The organism is Sphingobacterium sp. SRCM116780 (assembly GCF_021442025.1).
GTDB lineage: Bacteria > Bacteroidota > Bacteroidia > Sphingobacteriales > Sphingobacteriaceae > Sphingobacterium.
The window spans coordinates 4,007,438-4,033,749 of the sequence record NZ_CP090446.1 but is presented as its reverse complement, the minus strand read 5'-3'; the positions used below and the strand labels follow the sequence as shown (position 1 = coordinate 4,033,749).

Genomic DNA, 26,312 nt, shown 5'->3' with positions numbered 1-26,312 from the left:
CTGTGTTTCAATCGAAAAATAAACCAAAGGTTACCAACCCACATTTTGAATTAAATTTTCATTTTTTAATACTTCATTATTTGGAATTGGAAATAAATAATCCCTCTTTTTGAATATTCGTGTTTCAATAAGTGTCCGTTTAAAGAAATCATTACCGTCTGCATTGAGATTCATTCCATAGATAGGCCCATTGTCTGTACCTTCTGCAATTTTCCAACGACGCGTATCAAAATAACGAACATTTTCAAAGGCTAGTTCCACGCGACGTTCTTTTCGGATGGCTTCACGCATAGCAACTTGTCCTGCAGGAAGAGGCACATTTCCTTCACCGTAACCTGGTATTCCAGCTCGTTTACGAATCAGGTTAACATATTTCAAAATATCTGCATTGTCTGGGGATGATTCATTTAGTGCCTCAGCATAATCCAAATAGATATTTGCCAATCGCAATAATAGTGCTCCTCTTGCATTATCATTAGATGAAACATTCTTTCTAACAGTATATCCAGTTGGTGTCACATCTGAAGCACTCTGCGAGCGTCCAGAATTTCCGCTGTAATTAAACAAAGAAATTATGGGTGAGCTGCTGTTGGCTTGATTCAACCAATAGCTACCACTATAGGTGATCCCAACATAAAAGCGAGGTTCTCGATTGACATACATCTTGAATGTTGTTCTTTCTGTAACATCATAAGGAGCTTTATAGTTGGCAAATCCAACTTCCGAATATTCGGAGTTAGCATCTGTAGTTGGTAAACCATTCTGCATAAAATAAGCATCTACAATACCCTGTGTTGCTCCTAGTGCACCACCACCTTGGGCAGCAGAAGGAAAACCTACGTGTTTAGGTGTACGATCATACTGTGTATTATTATCACTATTCGAACGGGCAAAAATCCACTCCTGATTCCAATCTACTGTCATCACGTTCCGACAGGATAGATAAGCTGCTACAAATGGATCCGCATTCGTCACCTGATACAGGTTATAATAAGTAGGTACAAATTCATCTATAAAAGCTTTTGCAGCTGCAGCTGCAGCTGTCCACTTTTGTTTATCTGCGGTAGCACTAAATAAAGCTGTACCATCGGGGTTTTTAATCGCCGAAAACTCCGAGTTCCCATTAAACAATGGACTTGCTTTCAACAATAAGGCTTCGGCTTTATAGGCTTTGACAACTCCTTTTGTAATTCGTCCATATTCACTATTACTTGGGGTATAAGGCAATTCTTTGTAGGCTTCATCCAACTCTGACACAATATAATCTATACAGGCATCAAAAGGAGTTCTTGCAAGTTTAAGATCAGCAATAGGGGCATTGATATCCAATACCTGTTCTCCTATAAGTGGTACAGCACCGTATGTTCTTACTAGATAATAATAGTATAGGGCTCGAAGCGCTCTTGCCTCCGCTTTGTAAGTTGATTTCATAACCGAAGTCACTTCAACAGGATTCGCGTTATCGATATTTTGAATAAAGTATGATGCATTGCGAATACCCTCATAATAATTATTCCAAAATCCAGCAACGACTCCATCAGTATTACTCCATACACTTGAAGTCATGTTATTTGCATAATTAAAATCCCAAGTATATTTTGCTTCATCAGAAGCGGCTGTCCAAGGACCTCCATTCGCGTAATTTGTGAATCGTTGTACCAGCTCATTGGGAATGGTGCTATAGATATTGGCTAGAAATTTATCCGTATTTGCTTTGGATTTAAATATATCTTCTACTGTAATCACATCGTCTGGAACTTGATCCAAATAATTTTTGCAGCCATTTAAAGATGTTAGCGACAATGTAGCCATTAACATCCAACTGAATTTATTTATTTTCATTTTCGTAAGATTAAAAGTTAAAATGTTGCTTGTACTCCCATTGAAATTGTTCTCACATTTGGATAACGGGTTCCATTACCTGTATTCAATTCAGGATCCCAAAGCTTAAATTTGCTCCAATATAATAGGTTGACACCTTGTACGTATATGCGTGCACTCTTAACACTTAATTTCTGCAAGAAATCCTTTTTAAAATTATAACCAACGTCCAAGGTCTTTAAACGTAGGAAATCCACATCTTTCACCCACCATGTAGAACTAACTGCATTATTTTTATTTGCAGCATTTCCGTAAGCCAAACGAGGATAAAATGGATTTTGAAGTGGGTTTTCTTCTGTCCAACGATCTTCAGCGATAGTAAAAAGATTACTTCTCTCTGCCCCAGTACTATTATTAAAAGGGATAATACCATCGCCACCAATTAGACGTTCTGCCCCAGATGTTCCCTGGAAAAATCCGCCAAAGTAAAACTGCTTATAGGAAACATTGATACCAAAGCCAAAGACAGAATTTGGTACATCCCCATTACCAATCCAGCTGACATCATTTGCATCAACCAAGCCATCCGCATTTAAATCTTTATAACGAATATCTCCTACGCGTTGTGCCCCCAAAGCACTTTGATCAGCATGATTTTTGATATCATCAGCCGATTGAAACAAACCATCCGCTTGATATCCATAGATGCCAAGTACATTCTTACCACGTCTCTCCATATATGGATAAGGTTGTTTTGGCTGATCATTCTCCAAAATTTGATCTTTATTGTAGGTATAAGTAGCTCTAACGTCCAAGAAAACATTCCCTATTGGAAAAGGACTTAACTCTAATGTACCATCCACACCTTTGTTTTGTATAATACCTAAGTTGGCCCAAGGATTATTTGTCAATCCCACGTAATCAGGAAGCGATGCTCTTTGAAGAAACACACCAGATCTTTTTTCTTTAAAAAAATCTACTGTTAAAGACAATTTATTTTTTAAGGTTTTGATTTCAATACCTAAATTCTGTTTGTGAGATTCTGCCCATTGTACATTGGTCCCATAATCGGTGATTGCAGTACCTCCATAGCCTGTATTGTTAGAACCATTTCCAAAAGTATAACCGCCTGCTCCTGTATTCACCAAGGTTAGATAACCAAAGCGACGCGTACCACCATTACTACCATCCCCTACTTTACCATCTGAATAGCGTAATTTTAAAAAGTTAATGCTATTTTTCATCGGTTCAAAAAATTTCTCATTGGAAACTAACCAACCGACTCCAAAAGAAGGAAAGAATCCGAATTTCATTCCAGGAGCAAAGTTCTCAGAACCATTGTAACCAAAATTACTCTCTACAAAGTATCGATCATCATAGGAATAAGTAACACGTCCAGCCATTCCCATATTACGGAAAGAAAGTGAGGAAGTGACATCATTTGCAAAGGCTTCTACAATCTCACGCTGGTTGTACAATAACATCGCTGATAATTGATGCTTTTCTCCTATTAGCGTATTATAATTCAGAGCTGCTTCTGTATAAAATTGTCTATTGGAATTATTCGATTTAGAGAAGGCAAGGTCATCAGCTCCCTGCGAAATAATATTAAGAATAGGATTTCCTTGATCATCATATGGAAACAGTCGATTTATTAGATAGGTACTTCTATTTCGTGTACGATTAATAGTATGCTCATTCCAAATATCAAAAGAATATAAGGCCGAAAAATTCAAGCCTTTTGCCCAAAAACCAAGATCTTGTGTCAATCGAGCGTTTGACATCACTTGATTATTAAAAATATTTTGATAACCTGTTTGTGTTATTTGTCCGTATGGATTTGGTTGAGCTCCTGCAGAACTAACTCCTGGCACAAAATTACCTGGATACATTGCTGGATATAAAACTGGATTGGTTTGCATAACATTTCCAAAAGCTTCTTCAGGTTTTACTCCAGGGTAGTTGATATTTCCAATATTACCTTGAATTCCTAATTCAAACTTCGTTGTTGTCGTCCAATTCATCGAAATATTAGAAGTAAAGTTATAGCGTTTATATCGAGTAGTAGCATCGTATTTTTGTAAATCGTCTGTCCGCAACAAACTAGATTCGTCATAATAGGCTCCAGACACATAGTAACTGGCAAAATCCGATCCTCCTCTGGCACTAAAATTTGCACGACGATTACTTGCCGAATTTTTAAAGAGCTGATCCATCCAGTTCACATTCGGATACAAATAGGGATCTTCTCCCAATATAGTATTGTTGATATAATTATTTGAATATTCCTTTTGCATTCCAGTTGCCAGTCGTGCTTCATTCCGTAACAACATATAGGTCACCCCATCAGTCAATTCTGGTTTTTTTGTGAACGACGTATAACCTTGGTTATAGTTAAACATCAATGTCGGTTTGCCAGATATCCCTTTTTTAGTGCTAATTAAAATTACGCCGTTTGCTCCCGCAACTCCATAAACGGCTGTAGCAGCTGCATCTTTCAAAATAGTCAATGAAGAAATATCTTCCGGATCAAGACCATTTATATCCCTTCCTTGTACCCCATCAACCACGATCAATGGTCCTGTATTGCCTGACATACTTGAAATCCCGCGAATCCACAGATCGGCACCATCAGCCCCAGGAAGTCCAGAACGTTGAACCCCTACAAGTCCTGATATACGTCCCGCTAACATGGTGCTTAGATTAGCTACCGGAAGTTTCAGATCTTCAACATTCACACTGGATTGGGCTCCTACTACCGAAATTTTCTTTTGCTGACCATAACCTACCACAACTACCTCATTAATTCCATTACTCGTTGCTTTTAAAACAACATTTAAGGTAATTGCATTGTTAATCACAACGCGATAGGCTTCGTATCCCACGTTTGTAACTGCTATAGAATCTCCTCGACTTGCTAATATTTCAAATTGACCCTTGTCATTCGAAACTGTAGATCCTTGTGTAGTTAAATTAGTCACAGTTACAGCTGTGAGATTCACATTCATCTCGTCTTTCACAATGCCCTTTACTAACACTTGACCTGTTTGCGCATGGAGTTCATGTACCATAAAACAGGTACAAAAAACTAGAAAGGCAATCATGCTTCCAATTATCTTTTTCATTATCATAATCGTTTTAAAGGTTAGCACTTTTTTGAGGATCAGAGATCAATCGCCATTCGGCTAATTGAAACAAACCAGATCCTCCAGCAATTGCTTTAATATTCAGTTTGTAAAATTTGTATTTTGCTGTATTGGAGAGATCAAAACGAATCTTGTAATCTCTATCTGGAAAGGTATATCCCGTTCTACTGTCCAATGTTGTCCAATTTTCCCCATCGTTGGAACCAACAAGATCCCAATCTTTAGGATCCCGCCCTGGTGCATCATTTGCAGAGGCTAATACATAAGAAGTCACAGCAATCCCGCCAGGGAAAGTTAATTGCAGAAAAAGATCATTGTAAAAGGGATTGATTAGAAATTTTGTAGCATAGTCATCATCGACAACTTTAGGAGAGCCTTCACCAGCAGAAACACCTCCACCGTTTTCATGATTAACAGATAGTTTACCATAGATGGTAATATCCATTTCAGCTTCTTTTTCTGGAGGTAAGAGTTCATAGTGCTTGACCTCCGTTTTCTTGCATGCACTAAAAGACAACATAATGCCAACAAAGAGCAAAAATTGTCTAGATTTGGTTAGTTTATTCATAACTGGCTATTTAGTTTACTAAAACGAATTAGTATTCTAATATAGAGAAGCCAGTGTCAAAAACTTGTTAACCAATTGTTAACGTATATTTTTTTCCAATTAAGATTTGATCAATCGGATAATAAAACCAACCTTATAAACTGTTTCAATCTTCAATTGGGAGGAGCCCAACAAGATTTTCCTTATTTTAGAAATAAAGACATCTAAACTTCTTCCCATAAAATAATCACTTTCTCCCCACAATTTAGTCAGTATCTCCTCACGCATCAGTACACGATCCAAGTTCTGCATTAAATATTTCCAAAGTTCAAATTCGCGATTAGTTAGGCGAATCGTCTTTCCTTCACCTATCATCAGTTCCATCGTATTACAATACAACGTTACATCTGCGACATGCAATTGTTCGATTTTCTTTTCACGTCCACGAGCCAGAATGTTATTCATCCGCCACAAGAGTTCCTCGGTATCAAAAGGTTTGGTTATATAATCTTCAGCTCCCAATTTAAGTCCTGCAATACAACTGTCTTTTGTATTACGTGCTGTAAGAAATAAAAAACGAAAATCAGGCTTGATTAGCTTTAGTTGCTTGATCAACTCAAAACCATCTAAAGAAGGTAATTGCACATCAACAAGTAACAGGTCGAAGATTTGGGTCTTACATAGATCTAAGGCTTTGATACCATCATCAACTAGATTAACTTTAAAACCGTTCCGCTCTAGACACCATTGGACTTCAGGTCCTAGATCTTGGTCATCTTCAATTAACAAAATTTTTCCTTCCATTTTACTTTAGAATAGGTATGGTAATCTTAAAAATTGTTCCCTTATCTATTTCACTTTCCAAATTTAACTTCCACTTATGTACTTCAATAATTTTATGTACAAAGTATAAGCCAAGTCCCAGTCCAGTTGTTGAGGTCATCTGTTCTCCTCTTTGAAATTTTTTATAGATTCGTTTGCGATCACTCTTTTTTATACCATGCCCATTATCATGAATCTCAATTTCCAAAAACTTATCGGAATTTTGCATAACCAATACAGCCACTTTCTTTTGTTCCTGTACATTATGTTTCAATCCATTTTCTACTAAATTTGTGATTAGCGTAGTCAACATAAAATGGTCGTAATACGCACAGTGTGTTGTGATATTATCATCAAAACGAAATGAAATAACAGCTTGATTTTTCCACTTCACTTGCAGATCCAATAAGATATTATAGAGGTCAGTAATTAAAAAATGTTTAGCAAACTGTGCTGCTTGAGGATCAAAAGAAGAAACTTCCAAAGCTTGATTGATCAATTTGTCCAATCTTTGTACTTGCCTATTTATGACATCAAAACTACGATAACCACCAGTCCACTGGTTATCTTCAAGATCAGTTCTCAGATTTTTAGTCGATACTTTTATGGTTGTCAAAGGTGTTTTAAATTCATGGGTCACATGATTAAAAAAATCTGATGAAATTTCATTCAATTTCTTTTGTCTCATCCAATTGCGCATCGTGACAAAAAATAGAAAAACAATCACAAGAATACTGCTAATTGCTAAAAGCAAAAAGGGGGCAATAGACATCAATATATTTTTCGCCTGATTATGTTTATTTACATAAAGTTTAAAACCAACCAAATTAGAATTTGGAGATGACAAAGAAACGGTAATAGCGGACACACTATGCTGCGGATGTACAACATCAAAATTTCCTTCTATTAACCCTTCTCGATTTTTGGGACTGATTGTAAATAATGAATAATAGGTTTTACCATCAAATGTCAAAGCCAATTTGTCCATAAATAGTGCATAATCATATTCTGCCAAGTCCAGTTTTTGCTTACGGATCAGTTGTTGAAATTGAACTTTAAAGTTTGCTTTATTTTTTAGCTCCAACAAAACTTTTACTCCCAACTGTTTCAACCTTTGGTCAAAAAGCTTCCGATCTTTTTTATATAGTTGCTCCAGTTCGGTATAGTGTGGAACTAAAATAGAATCAATGATTTTTTGTCCACCAGGATACACTTTGTCATTAACGATCGATTCTTCATAGTTTAATTTGATACCCTCTTTTTCATTTTTCAAAAACTCAAGCTGTTCAATTTGATAAACACTGGATATTAATCTCACTTGAAGTAAAATTAAGATAATAAAACTGGTAATTGCTACCACTTGAATCATCTTAATTTTGCTCATTTTCCTATTGATCAACTTTCCTATTGACATTTCTAAAACGTTCTATTTCGTCTTTATGATCCATTACAACAGTCAACTTCTTCAAACAACAAACGGGAGGAAAATTACTGTACAAACCCGTTATTTAGTTGGTTTATTTGTCATCTCAAATTGAAGTTCTCCGCCATTTTTAATGGCCTCATAAGGAAGTTTTAAGTCTGATAAAGATTGACCATTTAGGCTTACTTTTTTTACATAAACATTCTTTTCTGACTGATTCTTCACTTGTATTGAGATCGTTTTCCCATTTTCTAAGTTAATCTTAGCTGATTTGACCAATGGGCTTCCAATCCAATACGCATCATCTCCTGATGCAACAGGGTAAAAACCTAATGCCGTAAATAAGTACCAAGCGGACATCTGTCCACAGTCATCATTACCTCCTAAACCTGCATGTCCATTATGATATTGATTACGGATAATCTGCCGAACACGAGCCTGTGCTTTCCAAGGACTTTGGGTCAGATTGTAGAGGTAAGCAACATGATGAGATGGTTCATTACCGTGCACATAATTACCGATGATACCGTCTCTCGTAATATCTTCCGTATTTTCAAAATACTTATCGGGTAATTCCATTGTAAACAACGAATCCAGATAACCTTCTAATTTTTTCATCCCTCCCATCATCTCCATCATCGCTGCTGGTTGATGCGGTACATAGAGGCTATAGTTCCAAGTATTTCCTTCGATAAATCCTTGTCCATGGGTTTCCAAAACATCAAATTTTGCTCTAAACGTACCGTTGCTATCTTTAGGACGCATAAAACCGATCGATGTATCATAGACGTTTTTCCAATTCGAAGCTCTTTTTATGAATGTTTGATAAATATCTTCTTTTCCTAGTTTTTTAGCGAGTTGTGCAATACACCAATCATCATAGGCGTATTCAAGTGTATTCGAAACAGAAGTTCCAGAAACCTCATCCGGTACATAGCCCTTATCTATATAAGATCCGATTCCTTCATATTTACGTGCATTAGCCGTTTGAACACAAGCATTCAAAGCCGCCTCTGCATCACCTTTATAGACCCCTTTCAAAATAGCATCTACGATAACTGATACCGAATGATATCCACTCATACACCAATTATCATTGGCATAATGCGACCATATAGGCAACATTTTCAATACGCTTTGATCATAATGCGCCATCATCGAAGCCACTATATCCGCATTGCGCGAGGGGTTAATTAAATTCATCAATGGATGGAAGGCTCGAAAAGTATCCCACAAAGAGAAGGACGTGTAGTTCGTAAATCCTTTTGCCTGATGTATTTCCTGATCCAATCCTTTGTATTCTCCATTGGTATCCATATAAACTGTTGGCATCAAGCTGGCATGGTACATCGCTGTGTAGAAATTGACCAAATCTTCTTTATTCAGCATATCTACTTGAATCTTATTCAATTCTTGTTCCCAAGCCTGTTGACCTTGCTGTACATAGCGTTCAAAATTCCAATCCGGAGTTTCCTGCTCCATATTACTTAACGCATTTTTCATACTTACCGGACTTAATGCAACCTTCATCAATATCTCTTCACCGTCCTTTGTATCAAAATCCAGATTCATCTTGATTTGATGGGCGGCTAGATCTGGGAAATTATTTTTTTGGTCAAACTTACGCCAGAAACCACTGTAAACCTGCTTTCTATCTTCATATTTAGCCCCATAATTTTTAAATGCTTTTGAAGTTTTGATAGCAAAATAAACTGTCCGTGTTCGAGACCAACCATTCGTTTGACGATAACCAACTAAGGTTGAGTCATTTAAAACCCGTACGACAGTCCATACATTTTTATCTTCGTAGTTATAAATGCCTGCTGTCAAATCCAAGATTAAATGGGAAGCATCGGATTTTTGAAACGTATAACGATGTATCCCCACTCGTGTTGTCGTTGTCATTTCTGCTTTGATGTGATGTTTATCCAACAACACACGATAATAGTTAGCTTCTGCAACTTCATTACTATGCGCGTAAGTTGAGCGATAACCATCTTGTGGCCGATCGGCTGTACCAGGATTCAATTGCACCTTACCTTGTGTAGGCATCACTAGTATATCACCTAAATCTGAATGTCCTGTGCCACTAAAATGGGTATGGCTAAACCCAACAATTGTTGGATCATCGTATTGATAACCAGCACAATACTTATAAACGTCACCGTTATATTGACCATTCATGGCATACGGAATTGTATCCGTATCTGGGCTCAATTGTACTGCACCAAAAGGCACTGTTGCACCTGGAAACGTATGTCCCATTCGTGCAGTACCAATCAAAGGTTTTACATATTGAATTAATTTGGACTCTTGGGCCTGTAGTAGACCAGGAAAAAGTAACAGTCCAAAATATAGGAATCGCTTGCTTATCATGTATTCATATGTTAAAGAGATGGATCTTGACCATAAGCCAACCATAACTGATCGAGTGTCTTTCCTGTTTGTTTTTTCCAAAATTCTTCGGTGTAGGTTTTATCTCGCATTGCTAAGTCTAAATTTTTAACAAATCCTTTCTTAAACTTTTTCTCTATCCAAAAAAAGAAACGTGCTGTGATGCGATATGAATCGGTATATTTTTGTTTTGCACTCCATTCTGGCAATTTCCAATTTGCTCCTGCATTATCTATACCATCTACAAAACGTACATAATCTGCAATTCCTTCAGTGATCCACCAAGGGCCAGAACCGTTTGGATAACCTTGCACAATATGCATCACTTCATGTGTCACTACATCAATATCACCTGGGTTTTTGGCAAACCAAGCTGGATTATAGCGCACAATTCCTCCTGCAGTTGCAGCGACACCTTTATAGTCTGGATCGATCACAAAAAACACCTTTTTCATGGTCTTTTTATTATACTTTTTAGCCAATTTAGGATAATTCATAAAAAAAGTACTGATTAATCTCTCTTTCAATGCAGGGTTAAAATCCTTGTCCTTATTGATCCAGATCAAAGTATATCCTTTCTTTGTGAGGCTGTCGGTATCTACTGCCTCTTTCCGATCATACTCCGTATGTTGCCAATTGTCTTGAGCAAGGGCTGATTGTACAACAATCAACCCTAAAATACAACCAATTATTTGAATAAAAACTTGTTTCATTTTCTCTTATTTTTTAAGACTGGTCTTTAACTCCGTACTCATTGAATAAGGTGCCGCAGCCTTATTTGATCCACGATTATAATTTGGTTTAGCGACCATATCAAAAGTAAGTGTCCCTCCTTTCAATAGTTCCTGATGACTCAACCAGTTTTTGTTATATGACATACCATTCACTTTCAAGTCATTAACGTAAAGATTTTGTGCACTAGCTTGATTTCCTACAATCGCTAAGGATTTACCATTTTCTAATTTTAATGTTGCTTTAGAGAAAAGAGGTGCTCCCAAAACATATTGATCTGTAGCTGGACACACTGGATAAAAACCTAATGAAGAAAACACATACCAAGCTGACGTTTGTCCATTATCCTCATCTCCACAATAACCATCTGGTGTCGCTTTATATAGACGATCCAAGACCTGACGAATCCAATATTGTGCTTTCCACGGTTGTGCACTATAATTGTACAAGTAAATCATATGTTGAATGGGTTGATTTCCATGCGCATATTGTCCCATATTAGCAATCTGCATTTCTCGGATCTCATGAATAGTACCACCATAGTAACTATCATCAAAAGCAGGCGATTGATTGAACACGCTATCCAACATGAGATTAAATTGTTGATCACCTCCCATTAAATCGATCAAACCTTCAACGTCATGAAACACGCTCCATGAATAATGCCAGCTATTACCTTCAGTGAATGCATCTCCCCATTTTAATGGATTGAAAGGACTTTGAAATTGACCATCCTTATTTTTTCCTCGCATTAGTTTAGTTGAAGGATCGAAAAGGTTACGATAATTTTGTGCTCTTTTTGCATATAACTCAATATCTGCTTTCGGTTTGTTCAAGGCTTTAGCCAATTGATAAATTGTAAAATCATCATAGGCATATTCAAGTGTACGAGCAGCGTTCTCATTGATACCCACATCATATGGCACATAACCTAATTTATTATAATATTCTACACCTTTACGACCTACTGCTGTCATTGGCCCTTCATTGTTTGCACCATGTTTTAATGCTTCATATAACGTATTGATATCATATCCTCTTAATCCTTTGATGTAAGCATCCGATACAATAGAAGCCGAGTTGTTACCCACCATGATGTCTGCAAAACCAGGGCTACTCCATTCTGGTAAGAATCCACCTTCCATGTAAGCATTCTTCAAACCTTCTTGCATTTCCACGTTAATCGATGGGTACATCAAGTTCAAGAAAGGATATAAGGCTCGGAATGTATCCCAGAATCCCGTACCTCCATACAGATACCCTGGTAATACTTTTCCAGTATAAGGACTATAGTGGACTTTTTCTCCAGCGGCATTTATTTCATATAATTTGTTCGGAAAGAACAAGGTACGGTACAATGTAGAATAGAAGGTACGCATTTGATCAACGTTGTCACCTTCTACTGCTAAACGTCCTAATTTTTCATTCCAAATTGCTCTTCCCTCTGTCTTCACTTGATCAAAACTGCGGTTACCCAGTTCTTTCAAATTGAGCATAGCTTGTTCAGCACTGATAAAGGAAGAAGCCACCCGAACCTGAACAGGTTTTGATTTATCTTTAACTTTAAATCCTAAAATTGCACCTGTTCGGTCAGCAGTAGACTTTAATTTACCTTTGAAACGGTTCTTACCCTCCCAGGTGGAGAAGTTATCAAAAGGTTGATCAAAAATCAAAACAAAATAGTTCTTAAAGTTTTCTAATTTACCTCTTGAATAACGAGTAGAATAACCAATAACCATATTTTTTTCTGGAATAATCTGTACTTCAGAACCTTTATCAAAAGCATCTAAAACAACAAAAGCAGAGTCTGTTTTGTTGAAGGTGAATTTGAACATAGCTGCACGCTCAGTAGGTGTCAATTCTGCTGTCACATCATGATCCGCTAAATACACGGAATAGTAATATGGAGTGGCTATCTCTGCTTTATGGGAGAACCAGCTTGCTCGCTCTTCTTGATCAAAAAGAGCTTTTCCTGTGACAGGCATCAAAGAGAACTGTCCATAGTCATTCATCCACGGAGATGGTTGATGCGTTTGCTTCAATCCTCTTATTTTATCCGCGGCATAAGTGTATTGCCATCCATCACCGTTTTTCCCGGTTTGTGGTGTCCACATATTCATACCCCACGGCAATCCAATTGCTGGGTATGTATTTCCATTAGAAAGATCAGGTTTGGAATCTGTTCCCATTAAAGGATTCACCAAATCAACAGGGTCAACCGATTTTCCATTTAATTTTTGGGCTGAAACAGGATTTGTACAAAATAAGGATAGACTTAAACTCCATGCTATCCCCCACTTTAGGGTTTTAAAAAACATATGTGATTAGATTTATTGACATAAATTGGCTATTTCAGCTAGTTATGCTGGAAATAATTGATTTAACGAAAATAAAGATAAAACCTTTTAGCAATAAATAAAAATAAAACCACAGTAAATTATACTTCCTATCTTCTTTATTACAAAGGAATTATTACGCAATACAATTGTCATATTAAAGTCTTTTTTACTTCGGTTCAGAAAATTATTGACTTATTTAGCCTATTCTTGCATCAATATAATTTTTAAATAAAATGAATAAAGGAACTGTAAAGTTTTTCAATGAAACTAAAGGATTTGGTTTTATTACCCCTGAAAATGGCGGAGACGATGTATTTGTACACATTTCAGGTTTAAAAGACCAAGTTAGAGAAGGTGATAGCGTTAGCTATGAAATTGAAAACGGGAAAAAAGGCTTAAATGCCGTTAATGTAAGAATAAACTAATTACTATTATATTTTCTTGCAAAGCAGCTTCTTTATCAGAAGCTGCTTTTTTTTGTTACAAAAGCCCACAACAATAAATTAATATTCTTTCCGAGGGTAGTTCTCATATAAAATTACCATTACCTCATTTTTTTGAAACAGGACTATTTACACGTGTGTCAGCATATAATACTACTTTGCCATTTCGGGATAGGTATAAACATTATAAGGAGTTATTTTTTTAGCAATTGCGTAAGCAATCCATACAGCCATTGCAATTGGAAAGATTAACATATAACCATTTGGTACTAGGCTGCACATTAAAAAAACAGCTGTAAATCGCCCGTGAATTGCTGCTGCTAATGTTGAGGCTGCACCGATCAAAGCAAAATTCAAAATTAACAGATCTAAACCAAAGATAAAATTGCAAACAAGGGCAAATGCTATTCCTAAAAATGCACCTGCAACAATACTAGGTGCAAATACACCACCATCTCCACCAGCCCCTAAGGTCAATGCAGCAGTCAAAGGTTTTAATAAAATTAAAAAGAACAAGGAGACCGGAATTGTTGTAGAAACATCAGGTTGTAAAAGTAGTTTTATCATCTGATTAAGGCCATGATAACTATCACCATATAAAGCCGGAAATACAAAAATGAGACTTCCTATGGTAATAGCTCCAATATTTACACGTAAGAAATTACTGTTAATTTTTGCAAAAAAGTGCTTACAAGTGAGTACCAATTTCATAAAATAGATCGCTAATAAAGCACCCAATATCGCTAATACAGCCATAAATGGCAACCCATACCAATGCCAATTATCTACAGGGAATGATATTAAAGGTTTCTTTTCAAAATAATGTATACCGACAAAGGCAACTGCTGCAGCTACCGTGCAACTCAACAATACCGTTTTCTTCATTCCACGAGCAATCACTTCTATAGCAAAAAACCATCCTCCTAAGACAGTGCCAAATAATACCGCTACCCCAGCTGTAACAGCAGCGCAAACCAACTCTTTTTTAAATTTCATGGGACTCCAACCTCTTTTACAAAACTGATTACCGATGGTAGCTGTGGAAACCACAGTGGAGACTTCTATACCCGTAGAGCCACCAAAAATAACCGTTAAAAAGCCATTAATATAATGCGATGGAATTTTATAAAATGGAAGATGATCTTGGCGCGTATCCAAGGATCTATAGATTTCCCGGATACCTTTATTCTTTCTATTTTGAAACAAATACTTACGAAGAAAATAGATGACAGTAATACCTATTGATGGAAAAATAAGGTATAAATAGCGATTGAGCTCTTCCACATGTTCAAACAGAAAATCTTGACAATACGTCGTCAAATGCTTTAGTGAATAAGCTAATACTCCCGATAGTACAGCAACAATAATACTGCTCATCATGAGTTTAAAATAACTATATAGCTGTATGTTATCTTTCATGATCGATTTGATATTTCCCGGCAAAGCTACTATAAAAAATAGCGGTTCTACAAGTTAATGGAAGAAAACAGAAAAAGTATCAATAAAATCTCGATTTTTATCATTTCATATGTTAATAACATTAGAAATTATTTTAATTGCTGAAGAAAGAGAATTGAATTATCGTCACAACAATCCGAATAATATTTTTAGCTATAACACAAAAATAACAATTGCCATTTCCTAACAAGATCACCTCATTATATATAAAAATGCAAATCAATCGAATAATTACTTAAAAAAAACTATATGTATGAAATAAAATTATGTAAATTTGTGACTACAATTTTATTAAAATTTGTTATCAATCATAAACAGTTGCGATAACGAAATAGCAATTTTTGAAAAGACAATTATCCTGTATCCGACAAGATATAATCACATAACTATCAGCATGTTAAAAATATTTAATATGACATACGAGAAATGTTCCATCAATCGAAAACCAGCAGTTAGATTGGTTTTGGCATAATTTTTAAGATACACATGCAGAATGGTCGTGTGAATATCTGATAAATAACATAAGATCCAAATAATATATTAAGAATTACGCATTCATTACTGTAAATTTAGCATCTATTCCTTTTTGAAACTATATCCATGATTAGTCTGACTGAAGTAAAAAAAAGATTACGAAAAGACAACCCAAGATGGGTTATTCTTTTTATCGACCTCGCCATTGTCTTTTTTTGTTATGCTATTTCAAATTTTATACATAATAGTATACTAGAACAGTTTTCAACCTCCATGATGCTCAAAAAGAGCATATTTGTTGTTTCCATTTATTGTATTTCGTTTGGTATTATGCGGACGTATAAAGGCATAATTCGTCAAACAGGTATTCATGATGCCATTAAAATATTTAAAACAGTGTGGCTTGCGTTTATGTTACTCGCATTATTTACTATAGCCATTCGTCATTATATCCCCAAAGGAACCATAGCAGGTGATTTTTTACGTCTTTCCTATGTTGTGCTGTTTATGCATAGTTTTTTCACCATGGTGATGCTCGTTGCTGCACGTGTGATGTATAGGAGTATTTATGAAATGTTGTTTCTCCCCAATCGGAAGAATCGTAATGTCTTGATTTTTGGAGCCTCGCGACCAGGTTTAGTCGCCTATTCTTTATTACGTGAAGATCGTCGAATTAAAAATAACGTAGCTGCATTTGTAGAAGATAAAATTTCTCGAGTAGGCAAACGTATTGGAGGCCACCGCATTCTTTATTTAGAGCGGATCGATCAGGCATATATTGATCAGCACAATATTTCCGAGGCAATTATTGCTGTTGAGAACGATGATCCAGAGCGATTGGTTAAAATAACGGATCATTTTCAGCAGTTGGATCTCGAACTTAAGATTATGCCCCCTTCGCGAATCATGTTGAACTCGGGTGTAAAACGAGAAATTCGCCCTTTGAAAATCGAAGATTTATTAGGAAGAAAAGCGATTAAAATTGAAAACCCTGCGATTGATGCAGAATTGGACAATAAGGTTATCTTAATTACAGGTGCTGCTGGTTCAATAGGTGGAGAATTGGCAAGACAGATCGCTCTACGCAATTATAGTCGTTTGATTTTATTAGATCAATCCGAATCACCTCTTTATGATTTGCAACAATCCTTAATAGCGACGCACCCCAGTCATGTTCAATGTATTGTAGGCGACGTTCGTGATAAGTTATTTTTAGAACAAGTCTTTCAACGCTATCAACCCCAAATGATCTTCCATGCCGCTGCTTACAAGCATGTTCCTTTGATGGAGCAAAATCCATATGAAGCCATTTGGACCAATTTAGTAGGGAGCAAAAATATGGCGGATTTAGCAGTTGCTTATAGGGTTCACAAATTTGTGATGGTCTCGACTGATAAGGCTGTCAATCCAACAAATGTGATGGGAGCAACAAAGCGAGCAGCTGAAATATATGTCAATAGTTGCAGTCGCCTTGGTAAAACTAATTTTATTGTTACACGTTTTGGTAACGTATTAGGTTCAAATGGATCAGTGATTCCTTTATTCGAAAAACAAATGGCACAAGGTGGGCCTTTAACACTTACACATGAAGATATCACACGTTACTTTATGACAATTCCAGAAGCCTGTCTTTTGGTTCAAGAGGCTGGTGTCATGGGGCGTGGCGGCGAAATATTTGTCTTCGATATGGGCAAGTCTGTAAAAATTATAGACTTAGCTAAGCGAATGATTAAACTAAAAGGTTATCGGTACCCAGAAGACATCGACATCAAGATTGTTGGCTTAAGGCCAGGTGAGAAAATATTTGAAGAACTATTAGCTAATGATGAGAATACTCAAAAGACCCATCATCCAAAAATCATGATTGCACAGGTTAATCGGGAAGATATAACTGAAAAATGTCATCAAATTGAGCAGCTATGTCAATACATCTATTCAATTGGTGGTGGCGAAATCAATGATATGGAATTAGTTTTACAACTTAAAAAAATCGTACCTGAGTTTAAATCAAAAAATTCAATCTTTGAAGATCTGGATCATCAATTGGTTGTCAAGAACATTTAGGAAGTTTAATTTTAATAGGATTTCCCTGATCAAAAGTCTGTTCAGTTTGTGTTAATCAAGTTTCTTTAGTGTCTGGTTTTGATAAGGATAGGCTTTGTAGTTTTGCATAGCTACATCTTACTTATTGACATCAAACAAAGAAAAATCTATTCGTCTTTTTATTCTAGTTTATTGTTCCAAGGGGTCACTTCAATCTTCTGTTGAAAAGCGGGGCCTCCTGACTAAACGACAACGCCACATGTACTTCAATTCCTATTCTGCTATATAGAAATTTCAAACTCTCAATCATTATCTCTCTGCTATATTTCCCACACTGGTTTATTGTTCCGAAGGGTCACTTAAATCCTCTTTTGAAATCAAAGTCTCCAGACCGGAATATATTGCTACATATAATAAAAAAAGCCTCATTTTGAAAAATTCAAAATGAGGCTTTTGGATAAGATTTTGATAAATCAAAACCTGAATTTATTTCTTATTGCAATAAATCAGAGATCGTGATTACTGATCTACTTAAACGTGGGTCATTGTAATACATGTTTTCAACTCCACCTTTGTGATCTACTTGTAATTGAGAAGTAGGAACATTGAATTCTTTTACCAAGACATCATAGATTGCTTGCGCACGTGCTTTACTTAAGCGTTCGTTGATTTCTGGAGTACCAGTACCTTTATCTGCATATCCTGTAATTTTGTAAACAATATCTTCTCTAGCTTCTTTGATTACTTTAGCGAAGAAACCTAGGTTAACACGTGCTTCAGTGCTAACAGTACTTTTGTTGATTGGGAAAGTTACCAAAATTGGTGCCGCCAACATTTGTTTCTTGATCTCTACATTTGTGATGGTTTGAGTTTTCGCATTTGCCAATTGATTTCTCAACGCATCGTTATCATTAGCCAATTGGTTAATACGGTCACGTAAAGCATTCAGTTCAGTATCGTCATATTTCGATGTTATTGTTGTTGTAGAAGGACGATCCCAAGTCTGTCTTGGAAGTTTGAATGTTAATCCTAACAAAGCAGATAAATTACCATCTTGTTTACGTTCACCAACATCTCCATCTATACGATCATTCGCCATTGTTCCACGAATATCAAGCGTTAAGTCTAAACCTTTTGTAATTCGGAATGCATTATACAAACCAATACCTGCAGTTACCTCTTTTTGTTTTGGTTCTTCGTTAACAACCGCCCATCCTAAACTTAAGTAAGGACTAACTGAATAGAAACGCTCTGGTTTATATCCACCAATTGCATTTACGATATTGAACATAACGTCAGCATGTATATTGTAGAATTTGAATTCTTGTTTTTCTAACCAATAGCCATCCCAATCAATTTTGTCATAACGTTCACCCGTTGAGTGTGCAGGTTTCACATCACCGTGATTCTGTGTCAAGCCATTTACCTTGTAGCTCGATACACCAGCTCTAACACTTAAAGATGGTGTGAATGCTTTACCAATATTGACATCGAAATTTGGAGCCAAACGATCTTTAAATTCCATTTGCTTATCGTGGTCTCCAAAAAAGATACCATAACCAGCGCCAGCACCAATAAACCAATTATCCCAAAAACCATTGGTAATCACTTTATGTGGATTTTGATCAAAAACAACCGTGGTGTCCTGTTTAACAGAAACTGATTGTCCAAATGCATTCACAGTCAAAAATAAGGCAGAGCCTAGAGTTAATAAATTTTTCATATTAAATAATGATGGTTTACACCTAAAAAAATTATTGTTTTAAATATAGTACACTACTTATAGCAAAGGCGATCAATAAAGTTGTTCTTTTCCGCTTATAAGAAGCTTATTTCGCTGACAAAGGTAGAGTATTATTTGTCTAAAATAAAGACAATTATCATGCCTTTATTAAAACTGTAGCGTCTATCCTACAAAAAATTGTCGCAATAGTAGGTCTAAGGTATTAAAAAAGTGATTCATATTTGGTTCAAGAAAAAAAAAATGTAAAAAATTAAATAAACTCCCCTTACTTAAATATATTATACCATTCATTAATTAAAACAATAATTTCATTACATTTGTATATCATTAATATCAGATCATTCATGAAAAGGTTCGTTCTTCTTCATTCAGTTTTCATCATCATGTTACTGTCTTCTGTTTTTTTACTTTCATGTAAAAAAGATCAAAGTTTTTTCACAAGTGAAAAGCCAATAAATACAACAAGTATACGTACTGACGAACAATTGGTTAGAGACAGCATTTATTACTATTACAATCTCTATTCATTATGGACGGATGAATCTATTCCTGATTATAATCACTTATTCAGGTTTACAGATTCTTTCCAAACGAACGATGAAGTGTTAGGTGCCTTAAAAGCGCTCACTCCAACGTACAACGGATACCCAGAACATGTTTATGATCGTTTTTCATATCTTCAAAATATTAGCAATAGTAGCGGTTCAACAGGTAAATTATTAATGGACATTAACAATGGTTATGGCATTTTTTTTACCATTGGAGCTGCAACTGATCAGGAAGCTTATCCTATTGTTTATTTTGTCGAAGGGGGATCTCCTGCTGCAAAAAGTGGCATGAGAAGGTCAGATGTTGTCAAAAAACTTAACAATTCGACTAATCTAGCGATCCCTATTGACTGCAGCACAGGAACTTGCAAAATAAGTGATGAAACCCAATACAGAAATGTCTTGGATTTGCTGTTCAAATCCCTCAATGAACCGGCTATGCAGATCACACTGGAACATCAAGATGCGTCTACTGAAACAATGAATTTGCAGTATAGCAGCTACGAGATTAATCCGATTACAAAAGACAGTATTTATCAATCGGCAAATAAAAATGTAGGTTATTTGGCCCTCAGTTCTTTTGAACAAATTGAAAATGGTAATCAAAATCAACAACATATTGATCAGGTGTTTCAGGATTTTCAAAGCCATCAAATAAAAGATTTAATCGTTGATTTACGGTATAATACGGGAGGATATGTAGATGCTGCAATCTATATTGCCAACAAAATCATCAATACCAATGGCAATCAAAAATTAATGCTTAAATACCAGGTAAATAAATATTTAAGCCAAGATAAAGAAAATGGAGATTTTCGAGATGTTTATTTTCAACGTAGTAGTCAGCTGGAATTAGGCACTGTTTATTTCTTAGTTACTAATATTACCGCATCGGCATCAGAGATGCTGATCAATGTACTCAGACCCTATATGAATGTTCAGATTATTGCGGAAAATAATGGAACATATGGAAAACCTGTTGGATTTTTTCAGCAAATAATCATGAATAAGATTGCCTTATGGCCAGTATCGTTCTTGTTAGAAAATGCCAATCAATATTCTGATTATTGGAACGGTCTTGAAGCTAATCAAAAAAATGTAACGGATTATGTCTTTCGTGATTTTGGAGATACCAAAGAACCCATGATCGCTGCTGCTATTAATCAAGCGATGCCAGGCTATAATAATAACCTTAGAAGCAGGTCACTTCGTTCTTCTAATTCTTTTGAAAAGGTTAAATTCAACAACATCAATAACGTAAGTGAAAAAGGATTATTGAAGACACATCATTAAAAAGGTATATACAGCACAAATGTAGTTTCCACAATTTTTAATTGACATAAAACCTGTTCGATGCCGAATTGATTCAAAATATATCAAGTCAAGACTATAATAGTTATATCAAAGATGAGATTCACTCGCTTTTTATTGAACGACAAAATCTTATCTTTGTTTAACTAAGTAATCCAATTTATATGATTTTTTCGAAAGAGCATAAGCTTTATTATCGTATTTTTTTGTTTATAGGCGCTACGGTATTTCTATTGGGATGCCAAAATAGCACTAAAACAAAAAATCAATCTATTGATTCTAACCAACAACAGAGCGCAACAGATCACCACATGGGAACAGATTCCTTATCTCAATATTGGGTTCAATACAACTTTAATGATACGCTGTTGATCAAAGATCCGAATCAAGGAGAGCAACGATTTGTTGATTTTATTGCCGCTTTTCCACAATACTCGATTACAACCGTTTCGAATGCAATTACGGAAATGCTGAAAAAAGCTGAAGTCAACGCAACGGTATTTCAATTTTTTAAAGAAAAATATGCACACTATTTATATGACCCTAATTCACCAATGCGAAATGAGTGGTATTACGAACCTGTATTAACCTATTTGGTGCAATCTCCTAGCAGTACAGATACCGATAAAATCAGATACAAGATGCAGTTGGACATGGTTCGCAAAAATCAACCAGGCACAACAATTACAGACTTCCAATACTTAACAAGCACAGGAAAAAAAGAAAAATTGCACGATAGCCAAGGTTTAATGCGCCTTATCGTTTTTTACGACCCTACCTGCTCCCATTGCAAGGAAATCATTGGCACATTGAAAACATCTGAACTGTTAAATAGTTTCATTGCAAAAAAACAAATAAAGGTAATTGCGATTGATCCTCTTGGTGATCAAAACTTATGGAAGGACTACCAGCCAGGTATTCCTAGCAATTGGACAAATGGTTTTGACGATCGAGATGTTTTGATAAAAAAACAACTATACAGCTTATCTGCATATCCAACATTATATGTTATAGACGCTAACAACAACGTCATTTCAAAAGATCCCGACTATCAGATTGCCTTAAATATTTTAGATCGTCATTTAAATGTTGTGAAATAATTGCAGTTATTCATCTAGACAAAGAATCGTCATAAAACCATCCAAGTAAAAAAATGCTAAAAAAAAACAATTGTGCTGTTTTTTTCTCATAAGTAACTCATTATCCTCTCAAAAATCTATAAATCTAAGTTCGTTTTTAAAATAGAGGTGCTGGAGTTGAAAAATTCGTTTCAAACATAATAGTAGTTTTCTTGAAAAGAAAGAGTATGCAATCAGGCCACTGATTAAGTTAGTTTAACTATCCGAATGCTGTAAGGATAATATTCTGTACGGGATTCCGGTAAGGATCACCAAATAATTCGTCAAGTATCTAAACATTAAGATTAGATCTATGCATCCGAACCAGATTTCAGCAAGGACTCAATTTAGTACCAATTAAATTTCCGATTTCTTCAAAGTTTCAATACCAATTGAAGAACTACTTTTTTAAGTTGCCTCTGCTATTCGATTGCGAAAGCGAAATATGGTGATTTCAGTATGTCTATTCCTAAATTACCCTTACACAAATCGGAGTAATTATTAATTTTATATAATATGGAAACACCGAGAAAAGGGAAACATACAGGAGCCCCTGTTACCTACGAATCATCTTTTAAGATTGCAGTTGCCAGAGAATACCTTGAGGGCAATCTGAGCCAGTCACAGCTTGGGCGTAAACATGGACTTAAGAGTGGCGAGGTGGTTCGCTATTTTGTCAACTGGTACAAAAAGAACATCGCCCAAATCCATTCAGGCCTTATTTCACCTGACAGCGAGCTGCCGCCTTTAGCATCCAGCAGTCCTGATGAGCAGCTTCAGGAGGAACTCCGGCTTGCCAGGCTGAAGATTACCGCCCTTGAGATGATGATCCATATTGCAGAGCAGGAGCTGGATATCGATATCCGAAAAAAGTCTGGTACCAAACCGCCAGTAAAATGAAGGAGATATTTATCAATATTCCCCTGAGTACCATTTGCTCGCTGTTTGGCAGAACAAGACAGTCCTGGTATGAAATGAACGCCAGAAGGGACGTTTCGGTGATTCAGGATGGAATGATACTAGAATGGGTCCGGGAAATCAGATCAGTGCTTCCGCGTACAGGATGCGTAAAGCTTCTTCATATGCTGCAGCAGAACCTCAAAGCGCATCATATTACCATCGGAAGGGATGCTTTTTCCAGGCTGATCAGGGACAATGGCATGCTGATCTATCCCAAAAGGAGATATGTGACCACCACGATGTCCTACCATCATTACAGGAAATGGCCGGATATGATCAGCCGGGCAAAGCCCCTGATGGCCGAGCAGGTCTGGGTAAGCGATATTACCTATCTGCGGACAGGCACGGGATTTATCTACCTTTTTCTGATCACAGATGCCTATTCCAGAAAGATCGTAGGCTACCATCTCAGCCAGTCACTAAAAGCTTCCGGATGCCTATCGGCACTCCAAAAGGCTATAAACGGCAGGGAATATAAGCAAAGGCCGCTGATCCACCACTCGGACAGGGGGATACAGTACTGCTGTGATGCCTATGTGGAACTATTGCAGAGAAACCATATCCAGATCAGTATGACTCAATCCGGATCACCCTATGATAATGCAATTGCCGAAAGGGTAAACGGTATACTGAAAACAGAATTTGAGCTCTATAACACCTTTGAGTCCTATTCAATGGCTATTGAACCGGTGTGCAGAGCGATAGAAAGATACAATAATGTCAGACCGCACATGAGCTGTAAAATGATGACACCGGCGCAAAGACATAGTCAGGAAATCACTAAAACAAGAAACAGTACAACCCGATTGTAAGGGTATACACGGACAAAGAAAAAACAATGTAAGGATATATCCGTATAACTTTTTATAATTGTAAGGATTTAACCGTTTAACTATCCGAATGCTGTAAGGATAATTCAGGATAAGACAGTATAAGACATAGTAGACTAGTAGGGAGCTGGTTCGTACCTCAATCGTACCTTGTTCGTACCTTGTTCGAACAAACACGAATCAGGTACGGTTGAAGTACCTATGAGCTACGTTTTATATATGAATTATTTTACTAGACAACCCTAATCGAAAAAGAAAGACTTAGACTATGAAAGTGAGGAAGTTTTTTACTGATAATTTATGAGTTAGAACATATTATGTAAGCTATTGTCCTCATCAGTTTCTATCTACTGAAGGTTGTCTTAATGCGTTGAATACGGTATTGCAGGCAAGAAACAAGATCAACAACAAGTTAATATACCATACCAGCCTGTATCATGTTATCTCTAAACATAAAACAAAAGAAATGTTAAAAGTAGTGGAAGCCACTCCCATGAAACAGCTGGCAGATAGATATAGGATTAATTGCAATATAATTTAGTTTTTTGATGAAAATATCTGGCTGTGGAAATGAATTTTTAAATTTAATTACACAAAAGTATAACTTTAACATTGCCAATAGGACAGCTGTACTTTTTACTGCACAAAAAAAACAAATAAAATAACATTATTTTCATAAAAGGATAAAACAAAAAAGCCTTACAATTGTAAAACAATTGTAAGGCTTTCCCGTATGAAGACATTTTTTCATCTCTCGGTTTTTGTCCTTTGGATTGTTGTAGCAAGCACACTACAATTTAAAATTAATATTATAAACCTAGATGTCAAAAATATTTTAAATAAATACCTTTGTCATCAAGTATTACATCGAATCCTTAGCCTACGAGTTAAAAACATGATTTCACAACAAATTAACATTTAGATCAAACAATATCTACATATTTAATATTACTCAACTATACTTAACTAATGAAATTTTATCATATATTAATTATCAAATAAGCATGGACCATCAATATCTAATTAAATTATTAATAATTTTTATTCCGTTTGTTCTTGCTATATTTTTGGGTAATTTAATTATCCCATTTATCATTTTGATTACCCACAAAAAAAAGCTATTTGATCCTATCGATTCACGCAAATTGCATCAACGGGCTATCCCAAGATTGGGAGGAGTTTCCTTTGTTCCAGTACAATGTTTTTTGTTAGCATTAACAGTCGTTATTATTTATAAGATTACATCCGTTAATTTAAAAGTTCATGGGTGGGAAGTATTTCCAATGTTTTATGTTTTGATTTGTGGATTATTCATGTTATTTATTGTTGGTCTTGCAGATGATCTAATTGGCGTTAGCGCCAGAGCGAAACTACTGGTTCAAATATTTGTTGCCAGCTTATTCCCTTTATCGGGCTTGTGGATCAATGATCTATATGGCTTATTTTTTATACAACAACATTTATCTATTTGGATAGGTGCTCCCTTAACCATATTTGCTGTCGTCTTAATTATCAACGCTGTTAATCTTATCGATGGTTTGAATGGGCTCTGTTCAGGAATTGTTATGGTAGGATGCGTGGTGTTAGGCTGTCTTTTTATTTATTATCAAGCTTGGATTCATGCCCTTTTTGCCTTCATTACTGTTGGTGTTTTAATACCATTCTATTACTATAATGTTTTTGGTACAGGGAAACGTAGACGTCGTATTTTCATGGGAGACACGGGAAGTTTAACCTTAGGATATACCATTGCTTTTTTATCCATTAGTTTTGCCATGAACAATCAAAATATTAAACCTTTTTCAGAAGGTGCCATTGTTGTGGCATTTTCCACACTGATTGTCCCTGTATTTGACGTCGCTCGTGTTATTTTTATCCGTTGGCGAACGGGAAAACCGATGTTCCGACCAGACCGCAATCATTTACATCATAAATTTTTACGTGCAGGAATGCGTCACCATATTGCTATGCTATCTATTTTGGGATTGGTGCTATTCTTTTGTATCTTCAATGTCATTATGGTGGAGTATATCAGCAATAATGTTGTGCTCTTTTTAGATGGTGTGTTGTGGATTACCTTCCATTATTTTTTTAACATGATCGAACGCAGAAATTTAAACAAGAAAATACTAAGCCACGCGCTTTAATTACAATTTGTA

17 protein-coding genes are annotated in these 26,312 nt (G+C 36.0%); 7 read left to right on the top strand and 10 right to left on the bottom strand.

Annotated elements, in window-relative coordinates; translation table 11 throughout:
* Positions 1 to 30 precede the first annotated feature (30 nt).
* From LZQ00_RS17420 to LZQ00_RS17385, 8 genes are all read right to left on the bottom strand, one after another.
* Entirely contained in the window at positions 31 to 1,842 is a 1,812-nt protein-coding gene (locus LZQ00_RS17420) for a RagB/SusD family nutrient uptake outer membrane protein (RefSeq protein WP_234510529.1), read from the bottom strand.
* A 17-nt stretch (positions 1,843 to 1,859) separates the two neighbouring features.
* A complete protein-coding gene (locus LZQ00_RS17415; protein WP_234510528.1) occupies positions 1,860 to 4,946 on the bottom strand; it encodes a SusC/RagA family TonB-linked outer membrane protein in 3,087 nt (1,028 codons plus the stop codon).
* A 13-nt stretch (positions 4,947 to 4,959) separates the two neighbouring features.
* Complete coding sequence (locus LZQ00_RS17410; RefSeq protein ID WP_234510527.1) at positions 4,960 to 5,535, bottom strand: discoidin domain-containing protein; 576 nt, start codon at positions 5,533 to 5,535, stop codon at positions 4,960 to 4,962.
* Positions 5,536 to 5,634: 99 nt separating this feature from the next.
* Positions 5,635 to 6,318 (bottom strand): response regulator transcription factor, encoded by a 684-nt coding sequence (locus LZQ00_RS17405; protein WP_234510526.1) that lies wholly within the window; start codon positions 6,316 to 6,318, stop codon positions 5,635 to 5,637.
* 1 nt (position 6,319) lies between these two features.
* Complete coding sequence (locus tag LZQ00_RS17400; protein ID WP_234510525.1) at positions 6,320 to 7,720, bottom strand: sensor histidine kinase; 1,401 nt, start codon at positions 7,718 to 7,720, stop codon at positions 6,320 to 6,322.
* A 120-nt stretch (positions 7,721 to 7,840) separates the two neighbouring features.
* A complete protein-coding gene (locus LZQ00_RS17395; RefSeq protein ID WP_234510524.1) occupies positions 7,841 to 10,135 on the bottom strand; it encodes a GH92 family glycosyl hydrolase in 2,295 nt (764 codons plus the stop codon).
* Positions 10,136 to 10,146: 11 nt separating this feature from the next.
* The gene (locus tag LZQ00_RS17390) at positions 10,147 to 10,866 is read right to left on the bottom strand and encodes a basic secretory family protein (protein ID WP_234510523.1); all 720 of its coding nucleotides are present in this window, start codon (positions 10,864 to 10,866) and stop codon (positions 10,147 to 10,149) included.
* Between the two features lie 6 nt (positions 10,867 to 10,872).
* Positions 10,873 to 13,203, bottom strand: coding sequence for a GH92 family glycosyl hydrolase (locus tag LZQ00_RS17385; RefSeq protein WP_234510522.1), 2,331 nt, complete (start codon positions 13,201 to 13,203; stop codon positions 10,873 to 10,875).
* Between the two features lie 254 nt (positions 13,204 to 13,457).
* Here LZQ00_RS17385 and LZQ00_RS17380 point away from each other — a divergent pair, with 254 nt between their 5' ends.
* Positions 13,458 to 13,649 (top strand): cold-shock protein, encoded by a 192-nt coding sequence (locus LZQ00_RS17380; protein WP_021190047.1) that lies wholly within the window; start codon positions 13,458 to 13,460, stop codon positions 13,647 to 13,649.
* A 171-nt stretch (positions 13,650 to 13,820) separates the two neighbouring features.
* Here LZQ00_RS17380 and LZQ00_RS17375 read toward each other — a convergent pair whose 3' ends face one another.
* Entirely contained in the window at positions 13,821 to 15,086 is a 1,266-nt protein-coding gene (locus LZQ00_RS17375; protein WP_234510521.1) for a chloride channel protein, read from the bottom strand.
* A 639-nt stretch (positions 15,087 to 15,725) separates the two neighbouring features.
* Here LZQ00_RS17375 and LZQ00_RS17370 point away from each other — a divergent pair.
* Entirely contained in the window at positions 15,726 to 17,663 is a 1,938-nt protein-coding gene (locus LZQ00_RS17370) for a polysaccharide biosynthesis protein (RefSeq protein WP_234510520.1), read from the top strand.
* A 472-nt stretch (positions 17,664 to 18,135) separates the two neighbouring features.
* On the opposite strand, the gene LZQ00_RS17365 is transcribed toward LZQ00_RS17370, so the two are convergent.
* A complete protein-coding gene (locus LZQ00_RS17365; RefSeq protein ID WP_234510519.1) occupies positions 18,136 to 19,365 on the bottom strand; it encodes an OmpA family protein in 1,230 nt (409 codons plus the stop codon).
* A 365-nt stretch (positions 19,366 to 19,730) separates the two neighbouring features.
* Here LZQ00_RS17365 and LZQ00_RS17360 point away from each other — a divergent pair, with 365 nt between their 5' ends.
* The 5 genes from LZQ00_RS17360 to LZQ00_RS17340 all read left to right on the top strand — a co-directional run bounded on the left by LZQ00_RS17360 (position 19,731) and on the right by LZQ00_RS17340 (position 26,300).
* Positions 19,731 to 21,227 (top strand): S41 family peptidase, encoded by a 1,497-nt coding sequence (locus LZQ00_RS17360; protein ID WP_234510518.1) that lies wholly within the window; start codon positions 19,731 to 19,733, stop codon positions 21,225 to 21,227.
* 182 nt (positions 21,228 to 21,409) lie between these two features.
* Positions 21,410 to 22,345 (top strand): DUF5106 domain-containing protein, encoded by a 936-nt coding sequence (locus tag LZQ00_RS17355; protein WP_234510517.1) that lies wholly within the window; start codon positions 21,410 to 21,412, stop codon positions 22,343 to 22,345.
* A 534-nt stretch (positions 22,346 to 22,879) separates the two neighbouring features.
* The gene (locus tag LZQ00_RS17350) at positions 22,880 to 23,263 is read left to right on the top strand and encodes a transposase (RefSeq protein WP_234509243.1); all 384 of its coding nucleotides are present in this window, start codon (positions 22,880 to 22,882) and stop codon (positions 23,261 to 23,263) included.
* Positions 23,260 to 24,135, top strand: a complete 876-nt coding sequence (locus LZQ00_RS17345; RefSeq protein WP_234509244.1) for an IS3 family transposase — start codon at positions 23,260 to 23,262, stop codon at positions 24,133 to 24,135. The genes LZQ00_RS17350 and LZQ00_RS17345 overlap by 4 nt, the downstream gene beginning before the upstream one ends.
* A 1,022-nt stretch (positions 24,136 to 25,157) precedes the next feature.
* Positions 25,158 to 26,300 (top strand): MraY family glycosyltransferase, encoded by a 1,143-nt coding sequence (locus LZQ00_RS17340; RefSeq protein ID WP_234510516.1) that lies wholly within the window; start codon positions 25,158 to 25,160, stop codon positions 26,298 to 26,300.
* Positions 26,301 to 26,312 lie beyond the last annotated feature (12 nt).

Bases quoted from the DNA above. Each gene is read 5' to 3' on its own strand.
- LZQ00_RS17420 (WP_234510529.1), bottom strand. From the start codon at position 1,842: ATGAAAATAAATAAATTCAGTTGGATGTTAATGGCTACATTGTCGCTA.
- LZQ00_RS17415 (WP_234510528.1), bottom strand. From the start codon at position 4,946: ATGAAAAAGATAATTGGAAGCATGATTGCCTTTCTAGTTTTTTGTACC.
- LZQ00_RS17410 (WP_234510527.1), bottom strand. From the start codon at position 5,535: ATGAATAAACTAACCAAATCTAGACAATTTTTGCTCTTTGTTGGCATT.
- LZQ00_RS17405 (WP_234510526.1), bottom strand. From the start codon at position 6,318: ATGGAAGGAAAAATTTTGTTAATTGAAGATGACCAAGATCTAGGACCT.
- LZQ00_RS17400 (WP_234510525.1), bottom strand. From the start codon at position 7,720: ATGAGCAAAATTAAGATGATTCAAGTGGTAGCAATTACCAGTTTTATT.
- LZQ00_RS17395 (WP_234510524.1), bottom strand. From the start codon at position 10,135: ATGATAAGCAAGCGATTCCTATATTTTGGACTGTTACTTTTTCCTGGT.
- LZQ00_RS17390 (WP_234510523.1), bottom strand. From the start codon at position 10,866: ATGAAACAAGTTTTTATTCAAATAATTGGTTGTATTTTAGGGTTGATT.
- LZQ00_RS17385 (WP_234510522.1), bottom strand. From the start codon at position 13,203: ATGTTTTTTAAAACCCTAAAGTGGGGGATAGCATGGAGTTTAAGTCTA.
- LZQ00_RS17380 (WP_021190047.1), top strand. From the start codon at position 13,458: ATGAATAAAGGAACTGTAAAGTTTTTCAATGAAACTAAAGGATTTGGT.
- LZQ00_RS17375 (WP_234510521.1), bottom strand. From the start codon at position 15,086: ATGAAAGATAACATACAGCTATATAGTTATTTTAAACTCATGATGAGC.
- LZQ00_RS17370 (WP_234510520.1), top strand. From the start codon at position 15,726: ATGATTAGTCTGACTGAAGTAAAAAAAAGATTACGAAAAGACAACCCA.
- LZQ00_RS17365 (WP_234510519.1), bottom strand. From the start codon at position 19,365: ATGAAAAATTTATTAACTCTAGGCTCTGCCTTATTTTTGACTGTGAAT.
- LZQ00_RS17360 (WP_234510518.1), top strand. From the start codon at position 19,731: ATGAAAAGGTTCGTTCTTCTTCATTCAGTTTTCATCATCATGTTACTG.
- LZQ00_RS17355 (WP_234510517.1), top strand. From the start codon at position 21,410: ATGATTTTTTCGAAAGAGCATAAGCTTTATTATCGTATTTTTTTGTTT.
- LZQ00_RS17350 (WP_234509243.1), top strand. From the start codon at position 22,880: ATGGAAACACCGAGAAAAGGGAAACATACAGGAGCCCCTGTTACCTAC.
- LZQ00_RS17345 (WP_234509244.1), top strand. From the start codon at position 23,260: ATGAAGGAGATATTTATCAATATTCCCCTGAGTACCATTTGCTCGCTG.
- LZQ00_RS17340 (WP_234510516.1), top strand. From the start codon at position 25,158: ATGGACCATCAATATCTAATTAAATTATTAATAATTTTTATTCCGTTT.